Annotated in this window: 17 protein-coding genes and 1 pseudogene; 15 read left to right on the top strand and 3 right to left on the bottom strand. The window is 38.4% G+C overall.

The window, feature by feature from the left end; all coding sequences use genetic code 11:
* The first annotated feature begins 18 nt into the window (after positions 1 to 18).
* The gene (locus ACXAF2_RS15870; protein WP_475140065.1) at positions 19 to 297 is read left to right on the top strand and encodes an ArsR/SmtB family transcription factor; all 279 of its coding nucleotides are present in this window, start codon (positions 19 to 21) and stop codon (positions 295 to 297) included.
* A 61-nt stretch (positions 298 to 358) separates the two neighbouring features.
* Positions 359 to 745, top strand: a complete 387-nt coding sequence (locus tag ACXAF2_RS15865; RefSeq protein WP_475140064.1) for a VOC family protein — start codon at positions 359 to 361, stop codon at positions 743 to 745.
* A 570-nt stretch (positions 746 to 1,315) separates the two neighbouring features.
* On the opposite strand, the gene ACXAF2_RS15860 is transcribed toward ACXAF2_RS15865, so the two are convergent.
* Positions 1,316 to 2,146 carry an STAS domain-containing protein gene (locus tag ACXAF2_RS15860; protein WP_475140063.1) on the bottom strand — a complete coding sequence of 277 codons (831 nt, stop codon included), beginning with the start codon at positions 2,144 to 2,146 and terminating at the stop codon, positions 1,316 to 1,318.
* 242 nt (positions 2,147 to 2,388) lie between these two features.
* Here ACXAF2_RS15860 and ACXAF2_RS15855 point away from each other — a divergent pair, with 242 nt between their 5' ends.
* From ACXAF2_RS15855 to ACXAF2_RS15845, 3 genes are all read left to right on the top strand, one after another.
* Positions 2,389 to 2,736, top strand: a complete 348-nt coding sequence (locus tag ACXAF2_RS15855) for a hypothetical protein (protein ID WP_475140061.1) — start codon at positions 2,389 to 2,391, stop codon at positions 2,734 to 2,736.
* 143 nt (positions 2,737 to 2,879) lie between these two features.
* On the top strand, positions 2,880 to 3,299 hold the full coding sequence (locus tag ACXAF2_RS15850; RefSeq protein ID WP_475140060.1) for a DUF3021 family protein: 420 nt from the start codon (positions 2,880 to 2,882) through the stop codon (positions 3,297 to 3,299).
* A 53-nt stretch (positions 3,300 to 3,352) separates the two neighbouring features.
* On the top strand, positions 3,353 to 3,862 hold the full coding sequence (locus ACXAF2_RS15845) for a MepB family protein (protein ID WP_475140058.1): 510 nt from the start codon (positions 3,353 to 3,355) through the stop codon (positions 3,860 to 3,862).
* Between the two features lie 1,045 nt (positions 3,863 to 4,907).
* Here ACXAF2_RS15845 and ACXAF2_RS15840 read toward each other — a convergent pair.
* Positions 4,908 to 5,705 (bottom strand): LysM peptidoglycan-binding domain-containing protein, encoded by a 798-nt coding sequence (locus ACXAF2_RS15840; RefSeq protein WP_475140057.1) that lies wholly within the window; start codon positions 5,703 to 5,705, stop codon positions 4,908 to 4,910.
* Positions 5,706 to 6,489: 784 nt separating this feature from the next.
* On the opposite strand from ACXAF2_RS15840, the gene ACXAF2_RS15835 reads away from it, so the two are divergent.
* The gene (locus ACXAF2_RS15835) at positions 6,490 to 8,289 is read left to right on the top strand and encodes a peptidoglycan D,D-transpeptidase FtsI family protein (protein ID WP_475140055.1); all 1,800 of its coding nucleotides are present in this window, start codon (positions 6,490 to 6,492) and stop codon (positions 8,287 to 8,289) included.
* A 153-nt stretch (positions 8,290 to 8,442) separates the two neighbouring features.
* Here ACXAF2_RS15835 and ACXAF2_RS15830 read toward each other — a convergent pair whose 3' ends face one another.
* Complete coding sequence (locus tag ACXAF2_RS15830; protein WP_475140053.1) at positions 8,443 to 9,684, bottom strand: esterase/lipase family protein; 1,242 nt, start codon at positions 9,682 to 9,684, stop codon at positions 8,443 to 8,445.
* A gap of 467 nt (positions 9,685 to 10,151) precedes the next feature.
* On the opposite strand from ACXAF2_RS15830, the gene nheA reads away from it, so the two are divergent.
* The 9 genes and pseudogenes from nheA to vanY all read left to right on the top strand — a co-directional run.
* Positions 10,152 to 11,312, top strand: a complete 1,161-nt coding sequence (nheA, locus tag ACXAF2_RS15825) for a non-hemolytic enterotoxin subunit A (protein WP_475140417.1) — start codon at positions 10,152 to 10,154, stop codon at positions 11,310 to 11,312.
* A gap of 33 nt (positions 11,313 to 11,345) precedes the next feature.
* The gene (gene nheB / locus ACXAF2_RS15820; protein WP_475140051.1) at positions 11,346 to 12,551 is read left to right on the top strand and encodes a non-hemolytic enterotoxin subunit B; all 1,206 of its coding nucleotides are present in this window, start codon (positions 11,346 to 11,348) and stop codon (positions 12,549 to 12,551) included.
* Between the two features lie 65 nt (positions 12,552 to 12,616).
* A complete protein-coding gene (nheC, locus tag ACXAF2_RS15815; RefSeq protein ID WP_475140049.1) occupies positions 12,617 to 13,699 on the top strand; it encodes a non-hemolytic enterotoxin subunit C in 1,083 nt (360 codons plus the stop codon).
* A gap of 657 nt (positions 13,700 to 14,356) precedes the next feature.
* Positions 14,357 to 14,797: a hypothetical protein gene (locus ACXAF2_RS15810; RefSeq protein ID WP_475140048.1), complete on the top strand. Its 441-nt coding sequence runs from the start codon at positions 14,357 to 14,359 to the stop codon at positions 14,795 to 14,797.
* A gap of 399 nt (positions 14,798 to 15,196) precedes the next feature.
* Positions 15,197 to 16,438 (top strand): ATP-binding protein, encoded by a 1,242-nt coding sequence (locus ACXAF2_RS15805; RefSeq protein ID WP_475140046.1) that lies wholly within the window; start codon positions 15,197 to 15,199, stop codon positions 16,436 to 16,438.
* A 58-nt stretch (positions 16,439 to 16,496) separates the two neighbouring features.
* Positions 16,497 to 17,063, top strand: coding sequence for a hypothetical protein (locus ACXAF2_RS15800; protein ID WP_475140045.1), 567 nt, complete (start codon positions 16,497 to 16,499; stop codon positions 17,061 to 17,063).
* 385 nt (positions 17,064 to 17,448) lie between these two features.
* Positions 17,449 to 18,150 (top strand): vancomycin resistance response regulator transcription factor, VanR-F/VanR-M family, encoded by a 702-nt coding sequence (gene vanR, locus ACXAF2_RS15795; RefSeq protein WP_475140044.1) that lies wholly within the window; start codon positions 17,449 to 17,451, stop codon positions 18,148 to 18,150.
* On the top strand, positions 18,143 to 19,252 hold the full coding sequence (locus tag ACXAF2_RS15790; protein WP_475140042.1) for a HAMP domain-containing sensor histidine kinase: 1,110 nt from the start codon (positions 18,143 to 18,145) through the stop codon (positions 19,250 to 19,252). The genes vanR and ACXAF2_RS15790 overlap by 8 nt, the downstream gene beginning before the upstream one ends.
* Before the next feature lie 90 nt (positions 19,253 to 19,342).
* Positions 19,343 to 20,219, top strand: a pseudogene (gene vanY / locus ACXAF2_RS15785) (VanY-A/VanY-F/VanY-M family D-Ala-D-Ala carboxypeptidase); the annotation flags it as partial.
* Positions 20,220 to 20,404 lie beyond the last annotated feature (185 nt).

Below are 20,404 nucleotides of genomic sequence, written 5' to 3'. Positions count from 1 at the left end.
GTTGCATATAATCAATCTATGACTTGGGACAAAGACACTATATTCAAAGCACTTGGCGACTCGACTCGGCGGCTTATCCTGGATGAGCTTTCCGACCGCAACGAGCTGACGCTGTATGAACTTACGGCACGCCTCGTTATGAAACACAACCTTTCCATTTCGCGACAGGCGATCACGAAACATCTTAATCTATTGGAAGATGCAGGACTGGTCATGTCAGAACGAAAGGGGAAATTTCGAGTACTGATGTTTAACAAAGAACCACTTAAAAACTTATTGAAAGGATGGGTAGACTAATTTATCACGAACCGGCAGAAGAGCATCTGCCATCGCAACGATTTAAGGAGGCCAAATGAGGATGAAAATTATTATTACCAGTATATTCGTTCAAGACCAGGACAAAGCATTAGCGTTTTATACGGACACGCTGGACTTTGTGAAGAAGCATGATGTTCCTACAGGAGCACACCGGTGGATTACGCTTGTTTCCCCTGATGAACAAGACGGGACCGAGCTTTTACTCGAACCAAATGAGCACCCGGCTGCGAAAGAGTATCAAGAGAAACTATTTGCAGATGGCATCCCCGTAACCATGTTTGGGGTTTCGGATATTCGCAAGGAGTACGAGCGATTAGTGGAAAAAGGTGTAACGTTTACGATGGAGCCAACCGTCATGGGCGACATCACGATAGCAGTCTTTGACGATACATGTGGAAACCTCATTCAGATGATTGAGCAGAAGTGATTCGTAAACCGGGGCTTTTCCCTCTTCGTGCTGGATTCAGCGTGTAGGGGGAGGGCTCTTTTTTTGGTCCTGATAAATGAAGAAAATTCGACATGGGGGCATGATGATCGAATTTCTCGCATGATTCATCTGAAACTCGCACGATTATTCCGAGAGCCGCATGATTATGTCAAAACCCGCATGATTAATTTCATTCCCGCATGATTCTTAATCACATCTCTTTTCCAGGGACATGATCGTTGTTTGAAATAGGGAAAACTGTATAGAAAACGTCCCTTGGATTGTTACAGGACGTTTTTTCCTGACGTATTAAGAATAATCGCCAACCTTATACTAGTGTGCAGCCCATAAAACGGCACGATATTCGTCCTAGGGGCCAGGCTGTGAACAGATAGAGAAGTCTATGAAAGGCTATGCGAATGGGGGTAGTGGGGAAGATCAGGTTAGTGAGTTTATCGCCAAGATCACCTGCATGATGATGGAATAATCCAATATGCAGGTGTCCGACCTGATCCCAAGCACGAGAAAGGGGTAGCGTGCTTGGGGTCGGGAACTTTTCTTAATTACCTACTAGATTTTTAAATTCAGAAATTTTTCCAAAGCAAGATGAAGACTTGATGTCACAGTGATAGTAGACGTATCAATTCCCAGATGGATCATGGTCTGAGCGATCTCGGGTCTTATCCCGGATAGGATGGTTTCAATGCCAACCAGGGATAAGGCTTCGACTACCTTAATAATACGATCGGCTACCATCGTGTCAATGATAGGGACGCCTGATAAATCAATCACCATATATTCTAATGATAATTCACTACCTTTTGAGAGTGCTTTATCCATAAGCTCTTGAGCTCTTTGGGTATCAATATCGCCTACTAAAGGAAGTATACCTATTTGATTTGAAATTTTGATGACCGGGATAGATAATTCTAACGCCGTAGCTTCTGCAGCATTGATTCGTGTATAAAACCTTCTTGAATAAGATATGCTTAGCCAATGGACTGCCCTATCTACCACCGCATCGAAATTTGAAATCAGTTTATAGAATTGATCCAATGTCAGATTCAAACTCGAGGCTTCATCTTTAATGATTTGTCCAATGAGATTTCGGTAATCTCTTACTTCGTCCAGAGCAATCTCTAATGGAAGATTGAAATTAACTAGTGTATCGACTGCCTCTGATCCCCACTCTTGTAAGAGTTGGAAGGACGTATCTAAGTCACTATCGATAGATTTTGCATAAATTTCAATAATATTTTCTCGCCAAATATGAAGCTGTGATTCTAAGTTGGTGTATTGGCTAGATCTCAGGTTGTTTTTTTGAACGATAAGTTCTTGCTTTTTACTCATTATTTTATTTGATATTGCTTTAGAGTATCCGAGGTCCAATTGATCGATCATTTAGTCAAAATCTCTCCCTTACGGTTATTCAACATTTTTATAGTAACATAATGAAGAGTGAGAGAAAGTAAAATAGGTGTATTACACTTATTTGACATTGAAGGTTATTCAGATGATTGAGCAGACATCATAAAATCGTGGCCTTTCCCCTGCGTGCAGGGGGAAGGCCATTTTACTTATATCTGTTTATTCTATGAGATATTGGGGATTCTTCTTAATAGGAACGAAAGAGGAGTGGACGTATGCATTTAGAGGGCGGAAAGTTAAAAGACAGGGCTAAGGCGGCAATGAGTAAGTTCAAACACAATATGAAGGGGACGTACTATTCTATCGCTGATATTCCCACAGCTTCCGTTCAGGAGCTGGCGGATTTCATTCAGATACACCCCGACACACATGAAATCAAAAAGCATCTGCTCGGTAACACCTATACCTTTTTCAGATTAAACGTGAACAACTATCGGTTCTACTTAGAAACCACCAAGGACCGTATTTTACAACTGGATTGTACATTAAATGGGAAGGCATTGGTTTCATATCGATCCTACCGGGATGCTGATGAAATACATACACCAGTTAAATTAAGTTAAGTATAGGGAAATGGGCTTTCTTTCAGAAGAGAGCCCATTTTTTCGTTGTTGAAACCAAATGACAAGTAAAACGTATAATTTGTATAGACGGAAACTTTTGATCGCCCCCATTTACCATTTATTTTGGGCAGCAACGCTGAAAAATGAGAATGAAAAGAAAGGAACATAAAATGAATCTCTTGATAAAAGGATTGATCAGAGGAATCATCCCATTTATTTTTTTGCTGATCCTTTCGCAGCTATGGAATCTATTTCAAGGGTCAACAGCTATTTCGAATGCATTCTTTTTTTATGGTCTGATTGCTTTTTTCCTGGGCTTGGCGAGCGTAATATATGAAATTGAACAATGGCGCTTTTTTAAACAAATGTTTGTTCATTATTTGGTCATGCTGATGACGGTCTTTCCAACTTTACTTCTGAGCGGTTTTTATCCGCTTGATTCGTTCAGAGATGCAGTGAACGTATTTTTCCATTTTAATAAGGCTGGGCTTATCTTATTTTTGGCTACATATTTTATTTTTCAATTAAGGAATAGAGCTTATATGAAAGCCCAGGACCAATAGGATCTAAAACATCGGTGCCTGCATTATATAGTAGAAAGATCAGGAGTGAAGGTATGAACAGCTTTATGAAAGCATTAACTCATGTAAATGAAAGAGTTTATGAACCTAATCAATTAAAGATAAAATCGGTTCAAGAGGAAAAACAAAATGCAAATTACGGTGCTGGTACATTTCAATTAGCCTCTCGTTCAGTTCGATTTAGAGTGGCAAAAATAACACCTAATAAGGTAGGGCAATTTGTTGCTTTTTGGGAAAAAGACGAAAATGATAACAATCAACCATTTACATATGAAAAGGCCCCCGACTTATTGGTTATTACCACCTTTTTAAGTGAGGATGAATGGGGACAATTTATTTTCCCGAAAGACATCCTTGCCAAACAAAATATTCTGAAAACAATTGCTACAAAAGGGAAGATGGCCATCAGAGTTTACCCTGGTTGGGATACCCCAACGAGCAAACAAGCGATAAAAACTCAAAAATGGCAGTTACCCTATTTTGTTGATTTGAGTCATACGAATCAATTACCCATAGAAAAAATAGTAGAACTGTATGCGCAATAAATTAGATTATCGGTGCCTGCCCCCAACACTGGAACGTTTTAGTGTATCGGGAGTCAGGTGCTTTTTTTGAGTACTCATAAATGAAGATAATTCGACACTGGGTCATGATTCTCGATTTTCTCGTATGATTAATCTGAAATCCGCCACATGAATCGTGGTAATACCCTTTTCCTGAGTATGGAGTAAATGTTTGAAAAATGCTATTTAGTTCAAAAAATGTATAGGAAACGCCCTTTGTTTGCCTAACCCGTTCGGTTGAGCGGGAGAAAACGTAAAATAACATTGCTTTTGGAGGTGGAATTAGCACGTTTATTCGCTCCTCCTTTTTTATTGATATGACAACGTTTATAACTTTAAAAGAGTGTTTTAGCATACAAATTAACATCGGTTTTAACAACCCTTTAATAAAAATAGGACCATCCAAGTTGGATGATCCTTTGGTATTTCATGAAAGCCCACGATCGCTGAATAGTTGAACATCAGGTTTCCCGTTAAACTTTTGCATTCTTAAACAATGAAACCAGGTTCTCTGCTTATTGAGGTTTATAGAGGAAAAAATTCCCCTTAATTAGCAAATAGTACTGAAAACAGCTTAAATAGAGGGAGAAAATCCTCTTATTTGACTCGAATAACGTGAAAATAAGTAGCTTTGCTTTGTATAGAGGGAAAAACTCCACTTAATTTCCCCCAAAACTACTTATAATCTCCATATAACAGTAAAATCTCCGCTTATTTTTCTATCCCTGATTACTCACTCTTCATCTTCCCATCTTTCGTATCTGCTAATAGAACGGCTATTTTTTGTGTTAGTTGATATGTTAATAAGCATTCTATTTTAGTTGTGAATTGTATCTTTCTCCTTATCAACCGAACGGGTTAATGTTTGCCATGGGGCGTTTTTTCTGACGTATTGGGAATAAGCGCTTATCGTTGATGTGCCACGGTACCTGTCCTTGTGGTTTCTATCATGACAATCACGTATTTAGAAGGGAATGGAAATATCCAATCCCATATCCAATACCCAATACCCTTAATAAGGTATTCATTATGTTGCTGAAATAACAGCACCATTTTTATGTATGACGGTTACAAAGACACCGGACTTTTTTTGAAAATCAGAAGAAGTACCATATGGGACTTTCAATGTGAATGTCTTGCCATTTCTCTTAAATTCAACAGTGAATTTGTCAGATGCCCCAATAATTTCAGCTTCAGTTACCTCGGATTTTCCAGGTATAAATAAGTTTTGACCTATGAGTAACATATCCATTTTCAAATCATTTGATTTAGCTAAGACTTCTTGTTTTACTCCAAACCGATGAGCTACGCCCCATAAAGTGTCACCAGGAACTACTGTGTATAATTCTCCAACAGTTGACTTGGTTTGTTCAAAAGGGACCAAAATAGATTGTCCGATATTAATTTGATCGGAATCCAACCCGTTTAATTGTTTTAAATGAGCGATTGTTGTTTCATATTTTTTGGCTAATGAGTATAATGTATCTCCTCGTTGGACTGAATAGTTGTTTTCATTATGACTTTCTAGGTGAGGCACCAGAAGCGCTTGGCCTGCATAAATTTTATCCGACATTAATTCGTTTTTTTCTTTAAGTTGATCGACTGTAACATCATATTTTTTAGCTAGACTAAATAATGTGTCATGCTTTTTCACTGTATATTCTGCACTGCAAGCACTTGCATTTCCATTGGTGAGTAAAAGAGCAGACAGTGCTCCTACAGAAGTGGCAATCGTTAATTTTTTGTTTCTTTGTTTAACTGCTTTCTTCTTTTCAATCGCTATTCTTTCTCTCCTACTAAGTTGAATTGTATTCAATTCTTCCATCTCCTTTGTCCTAAATACTATCGAACTAACTATATATGAGCCATTTGTGGGAGAGAAGGGTCTAATGTTGGAATTGCCAATACAATCCTTAATGCCCATTGTTTTCCTGTTTTCGTTAATTTTCAAACGTCGAATATAGTCATTTAACCGCGAAAAATGACGAATCATAGTCACTGGGATATTAGTAGGAGTTAAGGAAAGGGTTGAATTATTTGAATATAAAGACACAGAGGTATGGTGATCAAAAAAACCGTTGCATCCATATTGGTGGAAGACAGTTGATTTGATTCACACTGTTAGTAGTCATATGGCTTGCATACAGCGGCAGCACGAAAACACTGTTCATAAAGGATCAATGTTCATTTTCGTTTCAAGAATAGGATGAATCGTATAGTTGTTAACGTCTCAAATTTCTGAATTCCCTAAAAATAGATTTTTAGTACTTTTCACTCGGTAAAAAAGAGGGATTTAAACTAAATCAATTAGTGATAAGATGTTTTGGGATTTGTAGAAAAATGTAGAAATTAGTCTAATATTATCCAATGAATAATATTCTATTGAAGACTTATCTCCATAATCTTCTAAAACTGGATTCACATTATGAGTAGTCGAATTCATACATAATGAGAGCAACCATTTTAAATTTTATGAGGTGATCTACCTATATAGTATTAATGTATATCATGTGAAGGGAGGGATCATTACTATAATGTGTATTCAAATGAATCAGGAATATAAGGTAAAGGATAGTATGAATAAACACGAAGTTAAGGTTGTGAGTTAAATGAATAAAAAACCGCCAAATATGAATCGGGCAGGTGCCTTTTTGTTCTGTACATTTTCAATACTATTTTCAATAGTATTTGTTCGTTTTCTTTATATACAAGTAACCGGAGAAATAGAAGGGGAAAATTTAGTTGTAGAAGCTTCTAATAAATATTTAGAGAATCATATATTAAAGGCAAATAGAGGAACGATATTTGACCGTAGCGAACATGTTCTAGCACAAGACACTCCTTCATATAAAATAATAGCGATTTTATCTGAGTCAGTAACATCTAACCCTAAAAAACCCAACCATGTTGTCAACAAAAATAGGACGGCTGATGTGTTGTCTAGATATATCAAGTCAGAAAAGACTGAAATTTACAAACTATTAAATAAAGAAGGGAAATTCCAAGTGGAATTAGGAGCTGTAGGTAATGGAATTACTACCGAAATGAAAGAAAAAATTGAAAAGGAAAAATTACCGGGAATTACGTTTCTTACTATAAATAGACGGTCCTATCCTAAAGGGATGTTTGCTTCTCATACCATCGGCCTCACTCAAGAAGATGCGAAGAGGAATGGGAACACAATCAACGAGGGTATAATGGGCATCGAAAAAAGTTTAAATACATACCTTAGTGGTAAGGATGGTCAGATAAGATATGAAAGTGACTTTTGGGGGTATATATTACCGGATTCAGAAAAGACCATCATTCCCCCAGTGGATGGTGATGATGTTTATTTAACCATAGATGGAAACATCCAAAAAATGTTAGAAGATGCACTAAATTCCGTTGATAGCGAGTATCACCCTAGAAAAATGTTTGCCATTGTATCTGATCCCACTACTGGAGAAATACTGGCAATGGCCCAAAGACCATCATTCAATAATGATACAAAAGAAGGTATACGTGACAGTTGGTCAAACTTCATAGTTGAAACCTCTTATGAACCAGGGTCCACAATGAAATCATTCTCTTTAGCCGCTGCAGTGGATAGTATGGTATTTGACCCACAAGAATATTATAAATCCGGGCAGATTTTTGTAGATGGCTACCCTTCACCAATAAAGGATTGGAATAGAGGGAAAGGGTGGGGAACAATTACGTATTTAGAGGGACTACAACGGTCCTCAAATGTAGCTTTTATTAATCTGTTAGGGAAAATTGGAACAGATGAGTATTACACTTATTTAAAATCATTTGGATTCGGTAATAAAACAGGCATTAGCCTTCAAAATGAAGCAAAAGGAATAGTACAATATAATAATCCAATCGAAAGGGCTACTACAATATTCGGTCAAGGAAGTACCGTGACAGCACTTCAGATGATCCAAGCAGGATCGGCGATTGCTAATGGTGGGAAAATGATGAAACCATATGTAGTTTCACGGATAGTAGATAGGGATTCAAACAAAATCGTTAAAGAATTTCAACCAGAGGTCATAAGGTCTCCAATTACCAAAGAAGCTGCTGATAAAACACGGGAGTATTTAACGTCGACTGTCACGTCCGATATAGGAACAGGGAGCAAATTCCAAATAGATAATGTTCAAGTTTCTGGTAAATCAGGTACTGCCCAGATACCAAACCCAAATGGTGGAGGATATTTAACAGCATCCAATGAATATTTGTTTTCATTTTTGGGGATGGCTCCAGCGGATGATCCTGAACTGATTGTTTACGTAGGGGTGCAGGAACCTGATTTACCACCAACAGAAATTGGATCAATACCTGTTTCAAAAGTATTTAAACCTGTGATGAGAGATAGCCTGATGTACCTTAAACGTATAAAGGCAGATAGCAAAAAAGAATAGTAAGTGGGTACTCTTATCTCCCTTACAGAAGAAATACAAAAGATGGCATCAGGCCTTTCCTTCGTCAAAAACGATGGATAAAGCTGGTTAGGATTCTCGTAAAACTCCTATGAATAGAATTCATAAAAAATATAAATCATTATTTCCATGCCCTTAGTTGACTGGTAATGAAGTTAGTTTCATGGAGATTTCCCGATAATAGGCACGGATATCACTTAATCCAACAGTGTCATACAAGCTCAATCCTATAAAATCGGCATGGTCCCATCTATATTGAGTCTTATGATAATTCCAAACGCCTTTTTCAGCCGTACTTTGTGCAGGTTGAGCCTTGTGTCCATTCGGATATTGTGAGGAAGGAACGCTCACTAGACCGTCGTTTGGCCACCATGAAGATCCAAATTGATTATTTTCATATCTTCCAATGTAAAAGCCAGAAGGATATAATAGTGGATTCATTGAAGGGAGGGGGAGGTTGTACCCTGTTAAGGGAGAATGAAATGTAGCATCCCCTGTGTAAGAAAAATAATAAACATCTGAATACGTTTTCATTTTTTCGTTCAGCTCTTTTGCCCCTTCAATTGAGAGGTCATATTGACTTGTATCCTTTGTTTTCCAGAAAGGGCTGTTAAACATTCGTTCTACATACGAATAAGTCGGTTCATTAGCTTCTCTCTTCAAACCCCAATGATCCAGTTTGAAATCATAGTTAAAAGATTCATTAGAATGCTGGTCTGCCAAATTAACATATTTGTATACAAACCCTTTTAGAAAGGGCATAAAGTTTTCTAGTTTATTGGCAAAAGGGGATCCATCATGAGGAGTCGCCAAGGTTGTGATGCTATGAACCCAATCTTTTCCTCCATCGTAAAGACTGGACATTTGTTGAGCATGAGGATTTTTCTTATGAAAATCCTTCTCTTCTTTACTGCCAGATTTCAGTAATTCCAGCAACATTCTTGAAGTTTGTCCACCCATACTGTGACCAAGTAGATGTACTCGATTCTCCTCATCCCAATCCGTTTTTTCTCCAGAGTATTTCTTTCCGAAACGATGGTGATTATGTTGGAAAGAATGAGCAGCCCCATAGTCAACGGTACCACCCTTTATATAGGCAAATAATTCAGCTGCTCGATCCCAGTTACTTGATACAGGTCCCACTGCAGCTGTAAATGTTTCAAATCCCTGATTGTTTAAATCATTTTCTATATCATGTATTCCCCCCCAATAATAAAAATCAGACACTTCTTCTTTCCCCCAACCACCTACTCCATGTATTAGGAAAATTGGGTAATCATTGCCTTCAGATTCTCCGGTACTTGCATACATTTTCCTTTCTGGAAACAATAAGAATATCAAAAACAAAAGGACGATCATCTTACTTACATTAACCATAATTCCATTCTCCTTTATCTGAAATTTCATACTATTAAGATAGTATAAGCGTATCTATAAGCCAATAGGCTAAGTGTCATGTCAGCCTTTAGAACGATAATGTCACTTAGTTCTTCGGGATTGATGTTGATATGGACCATCCACTTCCTACACGACAAAGGTCAGATTTGAATATCTGGGCTTCTTTTTCGTTACATGAAAAGGCGTGTAGGAAACTATTCTGTGATAAGTAGGTATAGTGGTCTTCAATCGAGGATTTGAATGTAGGTCTTTTTTCTTGTTTCGACAAAACTTGATATTCTTTTAAGCATACTAACTTCACCGTTGGATGTTGGATATGTATAATCGGATTCAACATCATTGTTCATTACAGAATAATGTAATTTCGTGGGGGGTGTTAGTTGAAGATCTGCAATAAAGTTTGGAATAGTAGGTAATGAAATAACAAACAGGAGGAAATGAGAATGATGAAGAAGACTTTACTATCTGGTTTATTGGTAACGACGGTATCTGCTAGCTGTATGACCCCCGTAGGTGCATCACCTGCAAACCCACAACAAGAATATTTAAACTCTATGACTCAAAACACGATCTCGAACAACACCCTTTCCAACTCGATCCGCACGTTAGGATCTCAGACTCCGCTTATTCAAGCATATGGACTAGTCATTTTACAACAGCCGGAAGTGAAGATTGAGTCGATGCCCAGCATAACAAATCATCAATTATTCGCCAAAAACAATGTAAGGGAATGGGTTGATGAGTACAACCCTAAGTTAATTGATTTGAATCAAGAAATGATGAGGTTCAGTTCAAGGTTCGATAGTTATTACAGCAAGCTGACTGAACTATCGGAGGAAATAAATGATCATCCACAGGCGAAAGAAAGCTTTCAATATGCTTTTGGGAAACTTCAGGCTCACGCGCAAAAGATTGAGGGAAATATGGATATGACTTCATTGGAACTAAATCGTTATCATACATTGCTCATTCAAGATAGTGAAAATTTTTCAGAACGTGCAAATGCTTCGATTCAAGCTTTGCAAGGTGTAAATGGAAACATCCCACAAATTCGAGAAGAGATTAAACGAATTCAAGATGAAATACAAGCTGAGCTCACCATCATTTTAAACCGTCCTCAGGAAATAATTAACGGGTCAATCAATATCGGAAAGCAAGTGTTTACCATTACATCCAATGGGGCGCAAACGAAAACCGTTGATTTTGTATCAATTGAACACCTTAGCAACGACCTGATCAACCTTTCTGATAGCCAAGTATCTGCGGCAGCTTTAATCATTCAACAAAAACAACAAGAGCTGATTCCATTGATACAACAGTTGTCCGAAACACAAATTCAAGCAACCCAAATTACTCTGATTGAGGATCAAGTTGATGGATTTACAGAGATGATGAACCGACAATTAACGATATTGGACTTTTTGAAGACAGATTGGAAAGCATTCAATCATGCTATGAAAGAATTGATGAACATGACATCAACAGATGAAACAGTGGATATAAAGGCTTTACAAGAGAAATTATCACACTTTAAATACATGAGTGACGAAATGAACAAGCAAACAAATCAATTCGAGGATTTCGTCACGAATGTAAATGTTCGATAGTTTATGAATTTCAATTAAGAGGGAGAGAGGAATATGGAAAAGATACCATTTAAAATAATGACGTTAACAGCTTTACTAGCTTTATCGTCAAGTAATATAGTCCCTGCCAAAGCATTGGCAGCAGAAGGCGCTACTAAATCGAATCAACCAGTTGTGACCATAAACCATGAAGTTGAATACCCAGGTTATTCATTAGGACCCGATGGCCTTAGGGATGCGATGGAACGTACAGGTTCAAATGCATTAGTAATGGACCTTTATGCATTAACGATCATTAAACAAGCCGATGCGAATTTTAATGGTATCACGACTGTTAATGAAGCTTTGAAATCAAGCATCGTCCATCACCAATCCGTTGCCAGAACGAATGCAAATTACTGGTTGGATAACCTTAAACCCAAGCTTATTACAACAAACCAAAATATCATCAATTACAATACAAAGTTCCAAAACTATTATAATACCTTAGTTACAGCAGTGGATAACCAAAATAAAGAAACCTTGACAAAGGGACTGACAAGGTTGTCGAACAGTATTTCAGATAATAAAGCCAGTGTAGATGAGCTCATACTGGAATTAAGAACTTTCAGGGACAAAATGACCGCGGATACACAAAACTTTAAAGGGGATGCCAACCAAATCACGTCAATTTTGGCAAGTCAGGATGCTGGTATCCCTCTGATGCAAAACCAATTGACGACGTACAATCAGGCAATCGACAAATACAATGCGATTATTATTGGATCCTCTGTTGCAACGGCTTTAGGACCAGTTGCAATCATCGGAGGTTCCGTCGTTATCGCCACTGGTGCAGGAACACCTCTTGGGATCGCATTGATTGCCGGAGGTACAGCAGCAGTAGGAGGAGGGGCCACCGGAATCATATTAGCGAAGAAGGAAATGGACAAAGCACAAGAAAATATCATGAACATTACTGGTCAAATTTCTCAGGCTCAATTACAAGTAGCAGGGTTAACCAATATCAAAAATCAAACTGAATATCTCACAAGTACCATTGACATTGCTATTACTGCCTTACAGAACATTTCAAACCAATGGCATACGATGGGATCCAAATACCATTCACTTCTTCAAAATGTTGACGCTATCAGTGCTGACGATTTGATTTTCATTAAAGAAGATTTAAGTATCGCGAAAGATAGCTGGAATAACATTAAAGAGTATGCAGAAAAGATTTATGCTGAGGATATCAAAATAGTAGATACACAAACTCTTTAATAGAAACAGTGGAGATCTTCTGGAAAAGGGGATCTCCTATTAAATGAGCAAGGGGAGTGTTTACTTTGAAGAAAGCCCGGATAAATAAACTGTTCTCATTTATTATACTAATGCTATTTTTGTCATATAGTCTGATACCACATCAAGCTTTTGCTACTGAACATGGAACCTATTCTTTAGGTCCTGAAAACTTCCAGAATGCCATGGAGAGAATGGCATCCAATGTGCTGATCATGGATAGCTATTCCCTTACGTTGCTAGAACAAACTCCTGTAGATCTTACAGGTTCAAATTTCATCAGTGAAAATATTAAAGACAATATCAGGGTTCATCAGGAAGATTCCCGAATGAATGCCGACCGATGGACAAATCAACTTAAACCTCAAATGGTGGATGTAAACCAGGATATTGTTGACTATCAATCTCTTTTTCAAGTACATTATTCTAATTTACTAAGTGCAATCAATATTCATGACTCGGCTACTTTCGAAGAAGAGTTAGAAACGTTATATGCCACCATTTTAGAAAATAAAGAAAATGCAGATAAACTGCTAGATAATTTCATTGGCTTACGAAATGAAATAGGAGAGGACATGCGTAATTTTAATGATGATCTCAATACAATTTCCAGTATCATTACGAGTCACGAAAGTGGGATTCCACTACTCCAGCAACAAATACAACAGCACAATGATGCCATCAAAAAGAACAAGGATATGATTGTTACCGGTGGACTCCTATGTCTGTCACTAATCGGATGTATTGCCGGAGGGCCAATGATTGCTTCAGCCAAAAAAAATATCGATTTTGCCAACAACGAAATACAAAAGCTAAACAAGAGAATTTCAGATTCACAGTCAGCAATAAGTACTCTGACAACTATAAACAATCAGATTAGATACTTAAGTGAAACAATAGATACCGCCATCACATCACTCCAAAATATTTCGAATCAGTGGAATACTATCGGCGCGAAATATAACAGTCTATTAAATAATATTGAACTAGTAAGTCCCGATGATTATTCTTTTATCAAAGAAGACCTTAATATTGCAAGGGATAGCTGGGAGGACCTTAAAGAATATGCGGACAAATTATATGAAGGAACTCAGAAAGTAGAGGAAGATTTACATTCGGTTGCAAGTTAAATGAAGTGATGATCAGTCATATCGATCGTTTGGTATACCTAAGACGTTTGTAGACGAATAAAAGCTTGCTCTCAATTTACGAGAAGGTGAGGCAGTACACGACTTAGGCAAGCTTCATATCATAGTATGTTACGAGGGACACAAAAGCAGATGACTTCCACCATTTTGCTACTAGGCGGGTGGTACTGATGATGGGTCCTTTTGAACGCAAGTGGACCCTGATCTACTCATGTTCTTCAATGAGAAAGACCCATGAGGTGATGAAAGGTTTTAGGGAAGTGTGCAGGAATCATAATTAAGACTTTAAAAGAGCCGACTGTTGACGGCTCTTTTATTTGATCGAATCATGGAGATAAAAAACGGCAATCTGAAATGCCTTTTTCCTTCTTTCCATGTAGGTCCGCTGTCCACATCCCCCTATTGCTTCCATTCCCATAGGAGTAGCAGCATATTCACTCTTTGGCATTAAACAGGAAATTAAGGTTTAATTATGGTTCACTTAAGGTTCCTGAAATATTGTTCCCGTATAATGTGTATTTGTTCAGAATAATCCTCTCCAGCCACAATAGTAAAGCTAATAATAAAATTCAAAAAATAAGGAAATGAAACTAAATGGATTCAAAGGCTAAAGTTTAAGCTGAAGCCCTTTTAAACAACTTGTTCCAAGGGTCTCAACTGGATGGGGTTCAATTCGGGATCTCGCCAGGTCCCCTTGTGCTCTCTTTCTTTCATTATAAGAAAACGGATGTTGAGGATCCTCAACTCTTCTTAAACATTGAATCAACGTGGTGTTTCCTGGATCCAGGAGTAAAACAGTATCCTTTCAGTGAGGATGAAATAGAAGATCGTTCGGAAGAGGAGAAATTTCTACAAATCATTCGAATGAGAAGACAACTGGTGACAAAGGTAGAACTGGTTGACAACATTGCTCCCCACCTACTCATTCGATTTGAAAACGATTATTCCTTATTTATAAGCGGAAATCATGACGAATTTGAATGTTGGCAAGCAGGAATTGATGGAGAAAGTGAACTGGTAAGTGCCCTACCGGGTAAAGACTTGGCGATCTGGACTCCGGATACTCTCCCCGAGTCATGAATGCAAGAAGCCCTGTTCGAAAACAATTTGTCATCATAGGTATCACCCTCTTAAAGTCAACTTTCAATTAATGATTCAGGGTGCTTTAAATAAGTTGTAAGGCAAGTAGTATCATGAGAACTCTCTAATCATATGAAATCGAGTATGTTATATCTCATGCTCGATTATTTTTGTAGATAAAAAGGACTTTAGAATTCTTATGCAAGAACCTGAACAATCCCTGTTACGTAATCCCCCCTCACGGTAAAGTGATAGCGATAAGTGCTCATCTGCGAAGAACCAGGGTACCTGTCCCTGTGGTTCCCTGAATTCTGTCGAATGTTCGTGATGAATGGAAAGGATTTCCCATAAGGATGTCGAAGAATTAGAGTAGACGCTTTTTCCTAAAGGAGACCTTGTATGTTAGAGACTGTCCATCACTTAATTTTACATGTGGTATTTATTCTATTTGCGATTCTTCTTTTTCAAATGGTTACGAGTGAATCGGTCAGCGGCACGAGAGGGTTTACCCTTAAGTTCTTTCTCATGAATCTTTGTATCTTAGTGTTTACCATGACCTTCCCCGTTGTTTACTCAAGCGGATATGTGTACGATTTCAAAGTGATTCCCATTATCCTTGCGTTTATTTATGGCGGTAAGAGAGTGGGGGTCAGTACGTTCTTCGCCATGCTGGTGATTGGTTACTTTACCCACCATGTATGGATTTTTTTGCTCGTGAATTATGCGATTTATGGTGTGTTGCTGGTCCCTTTATCGAAATGGTATAGAAAGTTGACCAGGAAGAATAAAGTGCTCCTGATTTCGGTCTTTTATTTGTTCATCCCGGTTACAAGATCCCTGTATTTACTTCAGAACAATGAAGTAGGGCAGCTCCCGCTTGTGGCAAGCTCTACCTTGATCATATGGATCACGCTCATCCTGACCTTGTATCTGATTGAAAACCGACTGGAACAAAACAGGATAAAAAAAGAGCTCATGAAGGCTGAAAAGTTCAATGTAGTCAGCCAATTGGCTGCCTCCGTTGCCCATGAAATCCGAAATCCCATGACGACTGTAAGAGGATTCATGCAGCTCCTGCAGAGAGAAACGTTAACAAAAGAACAAAAGAGCTTCATCGACATATCCATACAGGAATTAGATCACGCACAAGACGTCATCAATCAATACCTTTCCCTTGCCAAGCCGCAAACGGATGAATTCGAAGTTTTCAGTTTGACCGACACCATAAACGAATCCGTAGATGTGATGTCAACGTATGCTGTCATGAACAGCATACAAATCAATCGAAATATTGAAAGCGACCTGATGATCAAAGGGATAAAGATTGAGATGAAGCAAGTACTCCTCAACCTTCTGAAGAATGCCATCGAGGCGGTAAAAGAAAATGGAAAAATCACGGCGACAGCCACATTACATAAAGACGGCCGGATCTTGATCGTCATTCAAGATAATGGAGCAGGCATGTCTCCGGAACAACTCAAGGTATTGGGCAGACCCTATTATTCGACCAAGGAAAAAGGGACGGGACTTGGTTTGACGGTCTGTTATCAAATTGTCACCCAGATGAAGGGTGACATACAGGTGGAGAGTGAGCGGGGGGTGGGGACGACGTTTAGGATTTTTTTTCCTGGGAATGCGTAAAGGAATATCAGATTGATGAATAGGGCTTTTATGATACATATTTTCTTGAGGTGGTTGTTTGTTAGTTGATCTTGTATTTATGTTGATTGTGGTCATCTTGTACTTTTATCAAATATTTATGAAAGCTGAGAAAGACGATTCGATCAAGTTCCGTCCAGAGTCACTGTCCTCATTAGCAAACTTTTTACATTTTGGAGCGATGATTTCTCTATTTGCACACATTATTTTCGACATAAGCTGGGTTACATGGATTGGTGTTTATTCAGTAGTGGGCTTAATCCTTTGTCTAAAGCCAAGGAATGCAGAAAATGAAGTTGTAAGAAAAATGGTCATGATCGTGCTGGTTCTTGTAGTCTTTCATACCATTAGAATCCCCACTCACCCTCGCGCATTTCAAGATTACATTAGTAGTAAGGAGCAGTATCAATGCATACAGTATTTTGAATGTGTGAAAATGACCTCCATCACTACATCTGATGACCTGTTAGAGACAAAGGTGGAGGTCTTACCCGTTGAAGGTTACTCCTGTGATACATACTTCTTATTTGCAAAAGGGTCCATGAAATTGGCAAATGAAGAGGAAATGAAGGGCGTTAACATTGGTGGATTTTGGATTGAGTATTGAATTTGGTGCATGCCCCCGGTACGTTACAGCTGTAACGTACTGGGGGCATGCATCGTTTTTTAAAAAGTATTTCATATGCGTTTAATAGGATCTTAAGAAAAATTTAAGAATTCTCCCATGATATTTTTAAGATATTTCATTTACACTATCACACTTGAAGGTTTTTTTATGTGTAAATAAACAATACTTATAATCGATGATGAAAATCCTTTGGATATCTTCTCTCCAAAGGGTATGCTTATGAAAAAATAATAGAAAATAAATGAAAGCCCTAAATGATTCCATTAGCTGCCACGAAGGTTACCAAAACAACAAATAACTTTAGGATGCAGCTAGTAAGAAAACGTGGAGATTTAGCGGCTATCCCTTTAGTAGGAGTGAAATAATGAAACCTTTATCCATTTTAGTAGCGGATGATGAGGAAGAAATTGCTGATCTGATTGCTATCCATTTAGAAAAAGAAGGGTACCACGTGACGAAAGCTTCGGATGGAGAAGAGGCTGTTCGTGTGGTCGAGACTCAGGTCATTGATTTGCTGATTTTGGATATCATGATGCCAAAAATGGATGGATATGAAGTCACCCGGCGCATTCGGGATCAGCATAATATGCCCATCATCTTTTTGAGTGCCAAGACATCTGATTTCGATAAAGTTCAGGGCCTGGTCATTGGGGCAGATGATTATATGACGAAACCATTCACCCCGATCGAATTGGTTGCGCGTGTGAATGCTCAGCTGCGGCGTTTTTTGAAGCTTAACAAACCCCAAACGGGTACAGAAAATAAAACCAGCGTGGAAAATGGTGGATTGGTTATTTCCCCCGATCAACGTAAAGTGACTCTCTATGGTGAAAGCATCGAACTGGCGCCTAAAGAGTTTGATATTTTATACTTACTAGCGAGTCACCCGGGGAAAGTATTTGGTGTGGAACATATTTTTCAGCAGGTGTGGGGGGATGCATACTTTGAAGGTGGGAATACCGTCATGGTCCATATTCGTACCTTACGAAAAAAGCTTGAAGAGGATAAACGGAAGAATAAATTTATCAAAACCGTTTGGGGCGTGGGGTATACATTCAATGGGTAACATACTACGAGGCTTCCGTTCAAAAATGATCTTATTGCTGGGACTAAGCATGTTGTTGTCTGCGGCTCTTACATATCTACTCTTTAAAGCACTCCAAATGTATTATTATTCAAGTGTGAATTATGGGGATTCATTAGGTTATTTTCGCATTATCATTCGTAATATTGGAGACTTCAACGTCTTTTTACTAGTATTCATCCTGCTTTCGATTTTCTTCTTCTTTTTACTTACAAAACCCTATTCTGCCTATTTTAAAGAGATTTCAAAAGGAATTCATTCTCTCGCCCAGGCTGACTTCAAGCATCGGGTTCAAATCGTGTCGAATGATGAGTTCAGTGATCTTGCCGAAAGCATCAATCTCGCCAGTGAAAAATTGGAACAAGCCATTGAAAGGGGAGACTTCTCGGAAAGTAGTAAAGAGCAGTTAGTCGTCAATTTAGCTCATGATCTTCGTACACCCCTCACCTCCGTTTTAGGTTATTTAGATTTGATCCTTAAGGATGAGAATTTGACGAAAGAACAAGTCAGACATTTTTTAACGATTGCCTTTACGAAATCTCAGCGTTTAGAACGACTGATTGATGAATTATTCGAAATCACGCGAATGAACTATGGCATATTGCCAATTAAAAAAAATCATATAAATGTAAGTGATCTCCTTAATCAATTAAAGGAGGAATTGTACCCTGTCTTCGAGAAGAATGATTTGATCGCTAGAGTGAATGTGACTCCGCACCTACCTGTTTTGGGTGATGGAGAGCTGTTGGCACGTGTGTTTGAAAATCTTCTGACCAATTCGAATCGCTATGGGAACGATGGTCAGTTTGTGGATATTAATGGCTTTATTGATTCCGGGAAAGTGGTGATTCAGATTGTGAATTATGGAGATCCCATTCCTCAGAATGAGCTGCCCCATCTCTTTGATATGTTTTATACCGGTGACAAAGCACGTACTCATCAAGGAGGCGGCACCGGGATTGGCCTCTTCATTGCCAAGAATATCGTGGAGCAGCATGATGGGACCATTACGGCCGAAAGTAGTATCATACGCACCGTTTTTGAAGTGCGCTTGCCCCAGGATAGTGGAAAACCGAATGAATGATTTAAGAAAAATTTAAAATTTACCCCACTCTTTATTTAAAAAGTTTTTCCTACACTTATAAGCAACTAAGAGTAAGGAGGAAACAGATAAATGAAAAAGTGGGGATTTTTATTATTATCCTGCCTGGGGTTGACGTTCGTCTATATGGGACCATTGTCTGAACCAGAAGTAAAAATACAAAGCCATGAAAATGGTATCGCAGAGAATGCAGATATTCAAGAAATTGAAGTGACAGAGGATCAAATCTATAAAGGTGACCTGCTTTTGGTCAACAGTGAATATCCTGTTCACCAGGAAAGCATTCGATCGGATATTGTCAATTTATCGGCAAACAATGAACTGGTACAAGGGTACGTGTTGTTAGGCGGTGAGATTTCATTATCAGAGGATATTGCCCATACATTCTCAGAGATGGTTGCTGCTGCTAAAAAAGATGGTCTTCAACATTTCGCCATTACGAGCGGCTTTCGGGATTTTGATGAGCAAAGTGTGCTTTATCAAGATATGGGTTCTGATTATGCCTTGCCAGCAGGCTACAGTGAACATAATCTGGGCTTATCCCTTGATGTAGGATCTACTCAAATGAAGATGGCGAATGCACCAGAAGGAAAATGGATAGAAAAAAACGCATGGAAATACGGGTTCATTTTACGATATCCGGAGAATAAAATGAACATAACGGGAATTGAATATGAACCGTGGCACATCCGCTATGTTGGTTTCCCTCATAGCGCCATTATGAAATCAAAGAATTTCGTATTAGAAGAATATCTGGAATACCTAAAAGAAGAAAAAACGATATCTGCTAATGTAAATGGGGAAAAATATGAGATTTCGTATTATCCTGTTACTAAACGTACGACCATTCATGTGCCTCGTGATCTTCGTTATGAGATTTCAGGTAACAATACGGATGGTGTGATCGTGACCGTGTTTCCTGATAAGCACGCATGAAACGAAAAGGAAGGCAAGGATGCAGAATGAAGTTAACGAAATGGATGGCCAAAAAAACAGCACTTATTTTGACAATTCTTCTTGTTCTTTCATTTTTTTGGTGCCAATCTTTGGTTTAATGCCCGCTTTGGGAGCTATTTGCTTAGGGGCATGAAGGGACTGTGCTAACAAAAATAGAAAATAGTAGTAGCTTCATGG

This window comes from Rossellomorea sp. ABR4_004 (genome assembly GCF_056159585.1).
This window is presented reverse-complemented; position numbering and strand designations above follow the sequence as displayed.